The 12505-nt window shown below is 39.1% G+C and carries 13 protein-coding genes; 8 read left to right on the top strand and 5 right to left on the bottom strand.

From position 1 onward, the window contains the following. Positions 1–135: 135 nt before the first annotated feature. The 6 genes from CBF29_RS02390 (at position 136) to mgsA (ending at position 6449) form a co-directional block, all read left to right on the top strand. Positions 136–1317, top strand: a complete 1182-nt coding sequence (locus tag CBF29_RS02390; protein WP_126806911.1) for a glycosyltransferase family 4 protein — start codon at positions 136–138, stop codon at positions 1315–1317. 135 nt (positions 1318–1452) lie between these two features. Continuing rightward, on the top strand, positions 1453–2706 hold the full coding sequence (locus CBF29_RS02385) for a competence/damage-inducible protein A (RefSeq protein WP_126806908.1): 1254 nt from the start codon (positions 1453–1455) through the stop codon (positions 2704–2706). A gap of 197 nt (positions 2707–2903) precedes the next feature. Then, complete coding sequence (recA, locus tag CBF29_RS02380; protein WP_126806906.1) at positions 2904–3944, top strand: recombinase RecA; 1041 nt, start codon at positions 2904–2906, stop codon at positions 3942–3944. A gap of 199 nt (positions 3945–4143) precedes the next feature. Next, complete coding sequence (locus tag CBF29_RS02375) at positions 4144–5094, top strand: AEC family transporter (protein WP_126806904.1); 951 nt, start codon at positions 4144–4146, stop codon at positions 5092–5094. 109 nt (positions 5095–5203) lie between these two features. Continuing rightward, positions 5204–5905 carry a DUF554 domain-containing protein gene (locus CBF29_RS02370; RefSeq protein ID WP_126806896.1) on the top strand — a complete coding sequence of 234 codons (702 nt, stop codon included), beginning with the start codon at positions 5204–5206 and terminating at the stop codon, positions 5903–5905. A 112-nt stretch (positions 5906–6017) separates the two neighbouring features. Next, on the top strand, positions 6018–6449 hold the full coding sequence (mgsA, locus tag CBF29_RS02365; RefSeq protein WP_126806894.1) for a methylglyoxal synthase: 432 nt from the start codon (positions 6018–6020) through the stop codon (positions 6447–6449). Positions 6450–6506: 57 nt separating this feature from the next. Here mgsA and CBF29_RS02360 read toward each other — a convergent pair whose 3' ends face one another. Beyond that, positions 6507–7181, bottom strand: coding sequence for a MarR family winged helix-turn-helix transcriptional regulator (locus tag CBF29_RS02360; protein WP_126806891.1), 675 nt, complete (start codon positions 7179–7181; stop codon positions 6507–6509). A gap of 283 nt (positions 7182–7464) precedes the next feature. On the opposite strand from CBF29_RS02360, the gene CBF29_RS02355 reads away from it, so the two are divergent. Both CBF29_RS02355 and CBF29_RS02350 read left to right on the top strand, forming a co-directional pair. Next, the gene (locus tag CBF29_RS02355; RefSeq protein WP_126806889.1) at positions 7465–7920 is read left to right on the top strand and encodes a LytTR family DNA-binding domain-containing protein; all 456 of its coding nucleotides are present in this window, start codon (positions 7465–7467) and stop codon (positions 7918–7920) included. After that, positions 7905–8324, top strand: a complete 420-nt coding sequence (locus tag CBF29_RS02350) for a hypothetical protein (protein WP_126806886.1) — start codon at positions 7905–7907, stop codon at positions 8322–8324. The genes CBF29_RS02355 and CBF29_RS02350 overlap by 16 nt, the downstream gene beginning before the upstream one ends. A 126-nt stretch (positions 8325–8450) precedes the next feature. On the opposite strand, the gene CBF29_RS02345 is transcribed toward CBF29_RS02350, so the two are convergent. The 4 genes from CBF29_RS02345 to CBF29_RS02330 all read right to left on the bottom strand — a co-directional run bounded on the left by CBF29_RS02345 (position 8451) and on the right by CBF29_RS02330 (position 12483). Continuing rightward, positions 8451–8594 (bottom strand): FeoB-associated Cys-rich membrane protein, encoded by a 144-nt coding sequence (locus tag CBF29_RS02345; RefSeq protein ID WP_126806883.1) that lies wholly within the window; start codon positions 8592–8594, stop codon positions 8451–8453. A gap of 15 nt (positions 8595–8609) precedes the next feature. Continuing rightward, positions 8610–10763 carry a ferrous iron transport protein B gene (gene feoB / locus CBF29_RS02340; RefSeq protein WP_126806881.1) on the bottom strand — a complete coding sequence of 718 codons (2154 nt, stop codon included), beginning with the start codon at positions 10761–10763 and terminating at the stop codon, positions 8610–8612. A gap of 4 nt (positions 10764–10767) precedes the next feature. Then, complete coding sequence (locus CBF29_RS02335; protein WP_126806879.1) at positions 10768–11238, bottom strand: FeoA family protein; 471 nt, start codon at positions 11236–11238, stop codon at positions 10768–10770. A 261-nt stretch (positions 11239–11499) separates the two neighbouring features. Then, positions 11500–12483: a LacI family DNA-binding transcriptional regulator gene (locus CBF29_RS02330; RefSeq protein WP_126806877.1), complete on the bottom strand. Its 984-nt coding sequence runs from the start codon at positions 12481–12483 to the stop codon at positions 11500–11502. Positions 12484–12505 lie beyond the last annotated feature (22 nt).

The following is a 12505-nucleotide window of genomic DNA, read 5'->3' as shown; positions in this document are numbered from 1 at the left end:
AATCTATGGCTCTCCAACTATATACAGAGTGAAATATCCAACTTTGGTTGGATATTTTTTGATTGGAAAGAGTGTATGATAAGTGTAATAGGAAATCAAGTACACGTGGTATGAAAGAAAAAAGGGGAAATTATTATGAAAATTGGATTTTTTTCAGATACGTATTTCCCGCAAGTCAGCGGGGTATCGACATCAATTAAAACGTTAAAAGAAGGTTTAGAGAAGTCGGGCCATCAAGTGTATATTTTTACAACATCAGATCCGGCGGCGGAGCCGAGTGAAGAGCAAATCATACGTTTGCCGAGTATTCCTTTTTGGTCATTTAAAGATCGGCGCATTGCTATATCAGGCAAGAAAAAAGCATTGAAGATAGCCAGAGAACTTCAGTTAGATGTTGTTCATACACAAACAGAATTTAGTTTAGGTTTTGTCGGAAAATATGTGGCAGAAAAAATGAATTTACCTCATTTGCACACGTATCATACAATGTATGAAGATTATCTCCATTATATAGCAGGTGGGAAAATGCTCCGTCCGCAACACGTTGCCTATTTATCCCGATATTTTTGCAATAGCGCTGACGGCATCATTGCTCCGAGCAGCAAAGTTGAAAAACAGCTGCATCAGTATGGGGTGACAAGTCAGATAAAAATTATCCCAACAGGTGTGGACTTGGAAAAGTTTAGTCGACAATCGGAAGGTCGGGACGTGCGAGCGGAATTGGGGATCGCTGATCATCAGCCGATGATTTTATCTTTGAGTCGTCTGTCTAAAGAAAAAAATATTGAAGCTATACTGAAGAGTATGCCGAAGATTTTAAAAACGCAACCTAAAGCGATGTTCGTGATTGTAGGAGACGGACCGCAAAAAGAAGAACTAGAGATGCTTGCAAAAGAGTTAGATGTCTCCCATGCCGTTATTTTCACTGGAGAGAAAAAAAGTGATGAAGTCAGAGACTATTATACTGCTGCAGATGTTTTTGTCAGTGCCTCGTCTTCTGAATCTCAAGGGTTGACCTATATCGAAGCGATATCCAGCGGCACGTCTATTGTGGCTAAATTAAGCAATTATACTCAAAGTTTGGTGGGTCCTAAAGGTGAATTAGGCAGCCTTTTCGTTAAAGATGACTCTTTAGCAGAAGTTATTTTAAATCAATTATCAAGAAAAGTTTCTGGTGAAGAACAGAAAAAATTCAAAAAAATACTATTGAATGAAATTTCCAGTGATACTTTTAGTGAGAGAGTGCTTTTCTTTTACGAAAAAGCCGCTGAACTATATAAAGAAGCACCATTCATGCAAATGGCAAATATTTCTTAAAAAGTTGGATAGTCATATCCAGCTTTTTTTGTTGTCTGATTCTCAATCTTATCTCCTCAGAAGAAAGTATGTTAAAATTTACTAAATAGTGAGAAAGTAAGTGTTGTGCAAATTATTATGGTAAAGAGGGATAATGTGAAATCAGAAATTATTGCAGTAGGGACAGAACTCCTGATGGGACAGGTGATAAATACCAATGCGGCTTTTTTATCGGAAGAGTTAGTGGGGCTTGGCTATGATGTTTATCATCATTCTGTTGTTGGAGATAACAGTGTCAGGTTAAGAGAAATGATTGAGTTAGCCACCGGGCGCAGTGAATTGATTATTTTATGCGGCGGCATCGGGCCGACAGAAGATGATATTACCCGGGATGTCTTGGCGGATTATCTTGGAGAGCCGTTAGTCTTGGATGAGGAGGGAGATAAAAAAATCAAGGCCTATATGAACGCCCTTGGCAGAAGCATCACTGAAAACAATCTGCGTCAGGCGTTGATTATAAAAAATGGCAGGGGCATACAAAACCCTACCGGTCTAGCCGTCGGAACGTTCTACCAGCGAAAGGATAAAACCTATCTAGTTTTGCCGGGACCGCCGAGTGAATTAAAGCCGATGTTTTTTGATGAAGTCGTGCCTTTGTTAAAGAAAATGCTGCCTCAGAAGGAATTTTTAACCTCCCGAGTGCTGCGTTTCTTTGGTATCGGCGAATCTCAACTGGTGGCAGAGTTATCCGAGCTGATTGCCAAACAAAACAATCCAACGATTGCCCCTTATGCCTCCCCTAATGAGGTCCGGTTAAGATTAACAGTAAAAACTAACACAGGTTCTGAAGCTATGGAGCTCCTGAATCAGAAAGAAAAGCTGATCATGGAAAAAGTCGGAGAATATTTTTACGGCTACGGAGAAAAAAATAGTCTGGCACAAGAAACGATTGCTGCATTAAAAAATGAGGGGAAATCAATTGCCGTAGCAGAGAGTTTGACAGCGGGACTGGTTCAAAGCACTCTAGGGGCTGTTCCGGGAGCATCGGCAGTTCTTTTGGGAGGATTTGTCACCTACTCAAATGAGATGAAAATGAAACTACTAGGGGTTTCGGAAAAACTTTTGGAGGAACACGGGGCAGTCAGCAAAGAATGTGCTTTGGCAATGGCAAGGCAAACACAAAACAAGACCGGGGCGGATTATGCACTATCTTTTACCGGAGTGGCTGGACCAACTGAAGTAGAAGGGAAAAAAGTCGGGACAGTTTGGATAGCTTTAGCAACCAAAGAAGGTGAAACCGTAGTAAAAGAATTTCATTTTCAGAGGGATCGCCAATACATCCAGCACAGCGCCATGATGAATGGTTTAAACATGGTACGAAAATATATTTTAGCAGCAAAAAACAAATAATCGAATGTTTGTTCGCTTTTTATCTTGCTTTTTCAAAAAGAAAAAAGTATGATAGACATATACTTCAATTAGCCGAAACATGATGTTTAGTTTTGAAATCATAGGCTGGCAGTTTCCGCCATTATTAGGAAACTAAAAAGCCGGAAGATTGGACAATCAAAAAACATCTTAGGAAATAGAAAGAGGAGGATCATAAATTGTCAGATGATCGTAAAGTGGCTTTAGATGCTGCGTTAAAGAAAATAGAAAAAAACTTTGGTAAAGGTTCCGTCATGAAACTGGGTGAGAAGATCGACACACAGATTTCTACTGTTTCCAGCGGTTCGATTGCCTTGGATGTGGCTTTAGGAGTCGGCGGATATCCGCGCGGACGTATCGTTGAAGTCTACGGCCCGGAAAGTTCCGGTAAAACGACGGTGGCACTTCATGCGATTGCAGAAATTCAAAAGGCTGGGGGAACAGCTGCATTTATTGATGCAGAACATGCGTTGGATCCGGCCTATGCGGCAAGACTAGGCGTAGATATCAATGAACTGCTTTTATCTCAGCCAGACACAGGGGAGCAGGGCTTAGAGATTGCTGATGCCTTGGTGTCCAGTGGTGCCATTGATATGGTAGTAATCGACTCGGTGGCGGCGTTGGTACCGCGAGCTGAAATCGACGGAGAAATGGGCGATAGCCACATGGGATTGCAAGCCCGTTTGATGTCACAGGCTCTGCGCAAACTATCCGGCTCCATCAACAAAACGAAAACAATTGCTATCTTCATTAATCAGATACGTGAAAAAATAGGTGTGATGTTCGGAAATCCAGAGACAACTCCGGGAGGCCGTGCATTAAAATTTTACGCTTCCGTTCGTTTGGAAGTCCGACGTGCTGAACAAATAAAAAATGGTACAGAAGTAGTGGGAAACCGTACAAGAATCAAGGTCGTAAAAAATAAAGTTGCACCTCCGTTCAAACAAGTGGAAGTGGATATTATGTATGGTTTGGGGATATCCAAAGTAGGCGAGCTTCTTGATATGGCTGTTGAAAAAGACATCATAGATAAAAGTGGTGCTTGGTACTCCTACAAAGAAGAGCGAATGGGACAGGGGCGAGAAAATTCTAAGCAATTCCTGTTGGACAACCCTGAAATCATGGATGAAGTTTATCGTCTGGTGCGAGATGAGTATGGCATAGGCGACGGCTCGACAGTGGTGGAAGAAGATTTGTCTTTGGAGTTAGAGGAAGAATAAGCAAGGCGAAGATATTTTTCGTTGCTTCGTTAAAATAAAATAAATTTATGTTGAAAAAGCTGACAAAGATTTTTTGTCAGCTTTTTTGTTTCAAGTGGAGAGAAGATATAATTATTTTACTGGAGAATCATCTTCAAAATTACGTTTATCGTGTTAAAATAAAGAGAATGGCAAAACGTTTCAAATTGGAGGGGATTGTTTGCTCGAAGCATATTTAAATATTTTAGTTATTTTTTTAATGATTTTGGTCGGCTATATTTTGTCGTGGAAGCAGTGGTTTGATAATCATATAGCAGACGTTTTTTCGAAGATAGTCCTAAACCTAGCGTTACCATTGAATATGTTTTTAAATATGACTCAAAAATTTTCTAAAGAAGAATTTCTTTCGCTTTTTAAGGGACTGGTTTTGCCGGCAACTTCAATTATTGTCACCTTTGGGATCAGCTGGCTATATGCAAAGATTACCCGTGTGCCCGACACACGCAAAGGGACGTTCCAAACGATGTTTACGGCAGCCAACACTATTTTTATGGGACTGCCTGTTACAGTGGCTGTGTTTGGTGAAAAGGCCATCCCTTACGCGTTGCTTTATTATATGTGCAACACCACATTCTTTTTTACTTTAGGTTTGATGCTGATGGCTAGCGATCATCCGGAGCGGAAATTTCAACATCAATCCGTCAATTTGCTGGTCTTATTGAAAAAGTTATTTTCGCCGGCATTGATGGGATTTATCATTGGCTTGTTATGGCTTTTGTTAGAACTGCCATTGTTTAAACCAATGATTGACTTTAGCCGTCACTTAGGAAATCTGACAACGCCGCTGTCGCTTTTTGTTATCGGAATTATTGTTTATCAAACAGGGGTGAGACATCTAAAGATTGATAAAGATGTCTTCGGAGTGCTGCTTGGGCGTTATGTGATTTCTCCTCTAGTCGTTTACGGTCTATCCTTTATTTTTCCAGTTCCAAGCCTGATGTTAAAAGTCTTCATCATCCAGTCAGCGATGCCGGTTCAAAATTCGATTCCGATTTTAGCAAGAGGCTATCAGGTGGATGAAAAATTTGCGACTTCCGGCTTGATTTTCTCGGTCTTATCCTATTTATTCGTTATTATTATTTATTTATTCTTATTGATCGGCTTGCCATGAAAATAAGATTAAGAATACGTGTTTGAAATGGCTGTGAAGTGTCGATTTTAAAAATATGATTTTTATGCTATGAAATATTTAAAAACGAAAAGTTGTTGGGAGGCGTTTCATGATTTTGTTAGGAACGATAGTAAATGGCGGCGCGATTATCGTAGGCAGTTTAGCAGGGGCGTTTTTACAAAATATGAAGAAAGAGACACAGGAAACTGTTACCAGAGGAATCGGTCTAGGCGTTATTGCTTTGGGGATTCAAATGGCGATTAAAAACGAATCCTTTATATTGATTCTAATCAGTTTGTGTCTAGGTGCCATGGTGGGCGAATTTTTTGGGATAGAAGATCAGATGAAACGTCTGGGACTTTTTTTAGAAAAGCGTTTTGCCAAGCCGGGCAGTAATTTTGCTGAAGGATTCGTCACAGCAACATTGATTTTTTTGATTGGCTCCATGGCTATCATTGGTGCTATTGAAAGTGGTGTCTCCAATAATCATCAGATTTTGTTTACAAAGTCAGTGATGGATGGTTTTATGGCAACGATGCTTACAGCATCCCTAGGTGTGGGTGTCATGTTTTCAGCAGTGCCGGTTTTAATCTACCAGGGCTTGATAACTATTTTTTCTAGTTTTTTAATGAGTTATATCCCGGCTGAATTGTTGGAGACTTTAATGACAGAAATCAGCGCCATCGGAGGACTAATGATTTTAGCCATCGGTTTTAATATCCTGGGAATCGTTAAAATACGCGTCTCAAACTACTTGCCGGGATTGTTGTTTTTGATAGTCTTTGTCAGCTTGAGTTATTATTATTTTTGATTGAAATAGTTGTTGATGACAGTTTATTTTATACTTTGTTAAAAGGAAAAAATAAAAAAATTATGCCACAAAGAAAGCAGGGAATGATAGTATGACGAAAAGGAGTAAGAAGATGAAGATAGCTTTAATTGCTCATGATCGGAAAAAAGAATTGATGATGAAATTAGCAGAGGCGTATAAACATATTTTTGAAAAACATGAATTGTTCGCCACAGGTACGACAGGTTTATTGATCCATAAAAATACAGGACTAGCTGTCCATTGTTTTAAATCTGGTCCGTTGGGTGGGGACCAGCAAATCGGTGCCATGATCTCGGACGATAAGATGGATTTAGTGATTTTTCTTAGAGATCCCCTAGCTGCGCAACCTCATGAGCCTGATGTGACTGCACTTATACGTTTATGTGATGTCTATGAAATTCCATTGGCTACGAATATTGGTACGGCAGAAGTTTTAGTCAGAGGGTTAGAAATAGGCTTGTTGGATTTTCGTGAAGTGGTGCATGAAAATGAAAACACGCCGTTGGGCTATTCAACTAAATAATAAAACGGCTTCGTTCTAAAAAACGAGGCCGTTTTATGTTAAAAAATGTGCTGAGTGCTATTCATCGTGACAGCACTTTCCTTCTCCGTGCCCATGTCCATGTCCATGTGCATGACCATGATCGTGATGAGAGTGATTTTTACATTGATGTTCTTTACTTGCTTTTGATTCTTCTTTACAGCACTTATGCTCCTTTTCACCATGTCCATGACCTCTTCGGTGAAATTTATGGAATTCCTTGTTGCCCCTGTGTTTTCTAAAATGTTGAATTTTTTCGTGATTATTTGATTTTGAGCAATTCATGGTCATGTTTTCTTCCATGGTTAAAATAATACGATCTAAATAGTCATCAAAAGAGGCTTGTTCCTCCACGGAAAGGGAAGCAAAAACGTCCGGTCTGTCAGCTGGCGGTTTTTCTTCCGATTTTCCTTTTTCAGTCAACTTGATCAGCATGACGCGTTTATCTTGCTCTGAAGGCTCGCGATAAAGATAACCGCTTTTTTCAAGTTTTGCCAATAGTTCATTCAATGATGACACTCTGATACCTAACAAGTAAGATAATTCTTTTGTGCTGATGCCATCTTTGATTTTTAAAAATGCTAAAATTCTTCCTTGCCCGCTGGAAGTATCCGCCATCGGTCCTTCGCCGTGGTGAGCTGCTCTGCGCTGTTGTTTATGAAGAAGCCAGTATAGATGGGAAATTTTTTCAATAAGATTTGATTCTTGTGACATATGTTTTCCTCCTTTTAACGGTACCTGTTAAAAGTTATTCTACAGGTACCTGTTCAAATTGTCAATATCCAAGATCATACTTAGTCGAGCATTAAATGAGTGTAAAATTTATAGTAAAAGTCCTCATGATTCAATTTGAATTGCAATTGCAGATGACCTATATTTTTTACCTTGATAGTAAAAAATAATTTTGTGCAACAAAGTAGTGAAATTATGCAACAAATTCATATTTTGTTGCTTCTTTCTGAGTGGGAAACTATGATGAAGTTGGAAGGAGGAAGTAATGATTATTAAAACAAGTTGGGAAAATGATATGCCGCTAAATGAATTGCATATCCATGCAAACCTAAAAAACAAAAAAGAAGTTGAGAGTATCTTATTGAAAATTGAAAAGAGTCAAGTTTTACCGCTAATCAATCCGTTAAACAATAGAATTGTCAAAGTAGAGATTAATAGAATTTCTTCGATTGAATCTTATACGCAATCATCTATTGTAAGAGTATCAAATGAAAAACAAGAATATTTTATCCAGAAAAGACTTAAAGAACTCGACTATCTCAATCAATATGGGTTGTTTAGAGTGAACAACTCAGTGATGGTTAATCTTGCGGATGTTCAATCATTTCAAGTCATAGAAAATGCTAGATTAGAAGTATCGACAGTTGATAATCGATCATATATTGTCAGCAGGCATTATGCGAAAAAAATTAAGGAGGAGCTTTCATGTTCAAACATCTAAGAAACAATTTTACTCAAGCTTTTGGCGGGACGCTTATATGGCTTATCATACTAATTACTGTATTTATTACCCCCAAAAATATAACTTTAATTTTTCTATGGCGCTTGATAGGAATAGCGTTGATTTTAGCAATAATCTTTGGAGTGATTTACACTTATTTATGGGAGTATTCAATATTTAAAGCAAGTACTAACATAATCATTTCAACGGTTATAAATGTCTTAGCAGGGTTTGGCAGTGTTTATTTATTCTCATCAGAAATGTTTTCAAGACTTATCGCTTATACCCCATACATTCTTGTCACGACATTGATTGGACACATCGTGGGCTTTTATCTGTATTCAAAATTCAGTAATAAAAAACTTGCCAAAGATATCAATATGAAACTTGAAATGAAGAAATAGAGAAAAATGTACCAAATAAATTCATCAGATAATTGGAAACCCCATAGATGGAATGGCACTATCCATAATATCAATAAAATAAAAAGCATCCTGTTTTAATTTAGGATGCTTTGTCAATGACAACTGTTATTGGGTATCTGAGGAATGACTTTTGATAGGGCAGTCACTTTCACTGCAGCCGCAACCGCTGCTTTTTTTGGTGACTCTGCGGTAAATAATCACTCCGATATATCCAAAAATCAATAAAGCAATAGCAATTGTTGCCCACATTTTCCTAACCCCTCTCTACAAAATCTGGATGGCGGCTGATTCCGGTTTACGTTTGTTTGCTGGCTTGCGAATAAAGAAATATGTGACGATAACAATCAGTGTCATAGCTAATACAGTGCCAATGTTGAAATCTTGTTCGCCTAGAAGGACACTGCCTAATTGGTAAGTTATAAAGCTGACCCCGTAGGCCAAGGCACATTGATAGGCAATGGCAAAAATCGTCCATCTAAAGTCAGCCATTTCTCGTTTGATTGCACCAATAGCCGCAAAGCAAGGCGCACACAGCAAATTAAACAGTAAGAACGAAAAGCCGGCAATAGGTGCCATGGAAGCTCTCAATGCTCCCCATATTTCTGTTCCATTTTCAGAAACTTCACCAGCATGAGCGTACAGTACCCCGAAGGTAGCTACCACATTTTCTTTAGCAATCAATCCGGTGACCGTTGCTACTACCGCACGCCAAGTGCCAAAACCTAGTGGTGCAAAAATAAATGCCACCGAATTTCCCAAGGCAGCTAAAATACTTTTATCTGTCGCCACCATTTGTCCTTTAAAATTAAAGGAAGCCATGAACCAGAGTAACACACATGTAGTGAAAATGATAGTGCCAGCTCCAATGACAAAAGATTTGCCTCGCTCGTATGTCTGGAAGAAAACATTTTTTAAATGTGGGAAATGATAAGCTGGTAATTCCATGATAAATGGAGAAGCCTCGCCAGCAAAAAGCTTTGTTTTCTTTAAAGCGATACCTGATAGGATAATCGCTCCAATCCCGACGAAATAGGCTGCGGGAGCTACCCAGCTGCTATGGGGGAAAAACGCTCCGGCAATCAAGGCAATCACAGGCATTTTGGCTGAACACGGCATAAAAGTCGTCGTCATTATGGTCATTTTTCGTTCTTTTTCATTTTCAATGGTCCGACACGCCATAACACCGGGGACGCCGCAGCCAGTCGAAATCAGCATGGGAATAAAAGATTTTCCGGATAAGCCGAATCTTCTAAATAATCTATCCATCACAAAAGCGATACGGGCCATATATCCGCAATCTTCCAACAGCGCTAGACACAGGAATAAAACAATCATCTGCGGCAAGAACCCAAGGACCGCCCCTACCCCTGCGATAATCCCTTCCAATATTAACCCTTCAAGCCAAGGTGCCACATTGGCAGCGGCCAGCCAGCTTGTGGCAATCTTTGGTATAACTTCGCCAAAAAGAACGTCATTTACCCAATCGGTTGCCATGGTGCCTACAGTTTGAATGGACAGGTAGTACACCATCCACATCACTAAAGCAAAAATCGGTAATGCCCAAATTCTGTGAGTGACCACATGATCGATTTTATCACTGAGGGATAATTCAAAATTGGATTTATTGGTTACCGCTTTTTCAACTAGTCGCGTAATAAAATCATAGCGTTCATTGATCATAATCGACGTACTGTCAGTCTGAAAAATTTTTTCAGTAATGGCAATAATTTCATTGATTTCTATTTGTTGCTCTTTGGTCAAATGCAATTCGTTCCTGATTTCTTCATCCCGTTCGAATAATTTAATGCTAAACCAGCGGCGTCTGTTTTCAGGTGTATTAGCTTCGATAACGTCGGCAATTTCTTCTAAAGCAACTTCTAACCGTTTATCATATCTGATATGATTTTGCCCTTGCCCTTCGCTTGTGGCATGTGTATGCAAACTGCGTTTCATCAACTCGTCAATATTTTTTTTCTTAGTGACGCTGAGCCCTACAATGGGGGCATAGAGCATCTCAGACAGTAATTTTATGTCGATGGTTTGTTTGTTTTTCTCAACCACGTCCATCATGTTGATACCGATGATGACAGGGACTCCTAATTCTAACAATTGTGTGGTCAAATATAAGTTACGTTCAATATTTGTTCCATCAATCAAGTTGAGAATCAAGTCCGGTGCATCGTCGATGAGATAGTTTCTTGCCACCAATTCCTCAGGTGAATAGGGAGACAGAGAGTAAATCCCCGGTAAATCTTGCAACTCAACATTCGGGTACTTCGTTAGCTTGCCAGATTTTTTTTCAATCGTTACCCCCGGCCAATTCCCTACCCGTTGATTCGTTCCGGTAATTTCGTTAAATAAACTTGTTTTTCCACTATTTGGGTTTCCCGCCAGTGCGATTTGTAGTGTTGTCGTCATCATTTTAACCTCTCTCAATAAAAATTAACTCAGCTTCGGATTTTCTCAGAGATAACTGGTACCCGCGGATTTTTAATTCTATTGGGTCCCCTAATGGCGCCACTTTGATTAATTTGACAGGAGTACCTTTTGTCATGCCCATATCCATTAACCGACGTCTGATAGCATTTTGACCAATAATATTTTTAATAATTCCGGTTTCACCAGCATTTAGTTCATTTAATGTGATCAGATCATGAGTTCCAACAGACTCTTTTTCTTCGATCATGATGCCTTTTGCCACATTATGATCAATTCCCAAGCGGTTATTCTGGAAATAAATAACCATCTGGGCATTCTCAATGGCTGACATGATTCTGATTGAAGTACCATAAACTAAGCCGAGATCGGCTAAATATTTCTCATTAGATGATTCGTTTGAAAAACCAACAAAAACATATTCTTTATTTACTTCTCCATCAACAAGCGCTTTCACATAGAACACTCCTTTTTTTGTTACAATTAGAGATGGTGGACTTTCAATTTGTTGTGTTGTATAAGCTCAAAAATTCACAAATAGACCCGACCAATGCAATTGATAATCATTATCACTAGTATATACTCTGTCAAAAGGTTAGTCAATCTAAAATTAAAAAAAATAAGAGGAGAACAAATTATTTTTTTGCATCCCATTGTTTGGACTTAAATAAAAAATAACTCCCAGCCTGCATTGTCAGAAATGCAGCTGGGAGATTTTTTATAATGAGTCTCGTTCAATCAAAGTAGTACCGACTTCGATTTTCATTGGTGCAGGCTCTTGTTCGAAGGCTAAGGAGTGTATAGTGTCTACTGCCTGCCGTCCCATCCACTCAGTATGAACTTTTATTGTTGATAGAGGGGGACTGACATATTTGGCAGTACTTATGTCATTAAAACCAAGTATCCCGATATCTTCTGGGACCTTAATATTATTTTCCTGCAAAGCTTTTAAAGCTCCAATGGCAATGGCATCACTGGACACAAAGAAAACTTCCGGCCAGTCTTTTTTGTCCTGCTTTAAAAATTCTGACATGACCCGGTAACCATCTGCGACAGTAAATGCTGATTCCAAATGCCACTGTTCATTGTAAAGGGAATTATTTTTCAGAGCTGTTTGCAAGAGAGCCAGCCTGACATCCGGTAAAAATTGACCTTCTGTTTTAGTGAATTCTTGACCGGAAATAATTCCGATTCGCTGATAAGCTTTGCGGTCAAATGTCTCCATCACTTGTGTTATCGCTTGATTAAAATCAACAACGATAGATGTATGACCAAAACTAGTACCGTTGAAGTCAACAAAAATAATCTTTTCGTTATGCTCCGACAACAAGTTGATTTCACTGGCATCAAACTTGCCAAGAGCAATGATGCCGTGTGCTCTCTCGGCAGAAAGTGTTTCAAGATTTTCCTTGATGATTTGAATCCCAAGTTCTTCTGCCCGTTTTTCTATCCCTAGACGAATGGATAAGTAATATAAATCTTCCAGCTCTTCTTGTTCGTTGTACCATTGTACAAGTTTGAAAACTAATTTCTTTTGAGGTTGTTTCTTTTGATGTTTTGTGTAGTTTAAACTTTCTGCAACTTCAAAAATACGTCTTTTGGTTTCCTCTCCAACAGATAAATCTGAGTCATAGTTCAGCACTCGGGAAACGGTGGCGGGTGAAACGCCTGCCTTTGTTGCAATGTCTTTGATGGTTGCCATAGTGTCTTCCTTTCTAAAAAAA

Source organism: Vagococcus elongatus (assembly GCF_003987645.1).
Lineage (GTDB): Bacteria > Bacillota > Bacilli > Lactobacillales > Vagococcaceae > Vagococcus_A > Vagococcus_A elongatus.
The sequence above is the reverse complement of the archived record's forward strand: the minus strand, read 5'-3'. Positions and strand labels throughout refer to the sequence as shown.

Excerpts from the sequence above, each read along its gene's own strand:
- feoB (WP_126806881.1), bottom strand. The coding sequence starts at position 10,763 with ATGACGACAACACTACAAATCGCACTGGCGGGAAACCCAAATAGTGGA.
- CBF29_RS02330 (WP_126806877.1), bottom strand. The coding sequence starts at position 12,483 with ATGGCAACCATCAAAGACATTGCAACAAAGGCAGGCGTTTCACCCGCC.
- CBF29_RS02355 (WP_126806889.1), top strand. The coding sequence starts at position 7,465 with ATGATTATTAAAACAAGTTGGGAAAATGATATGCCGCTAAATGAATTG.
- CBF29_RS02350 (WP_126806886.1), top strand. The coding sequence starts at position 7,905 with ATGTTCAAACATCTAAGAAACAATTTTACTCAAGCTTTTGGCGGGACG.
- CBF29_RS02360 (WP_126806891.1), bottom strand. The coding sequence starts at position 7,181 with ATGTCACAAGAATCAAATCTTATTGAAAAAATTTCCCATCTATACTGG.
- mgsA (WP_126806894.1), top strand. The coding sequence starts at position 6,018 with ATGAAGATAGCTTTAATTGCTCATGATCGGAAAAAAGAATTGATGATG.
- CBF29_RS02345 (WP_126806883.1), bottom strand. The coding sequence starts at position 8,594 with ATGTGGGCAACAATTGCTATTGCTTTATTGATTTTTGGATATATCGGA.
- CBF29_RS02370 (WP_126806896.1), top strand. The coding sequence starts at position 5,204 with ATGATTTTGTTAGGAACGATAGTAAATGGCGGCGCGATTATCGTAGGC.
- CBF29_RS02390 (WP_126806911.1), top strand. The coding sequence starts at position 136 with ATGAAAATTGGATTTTTTTCAGATACGTATTTCCCGCAAGTCAGCGGG.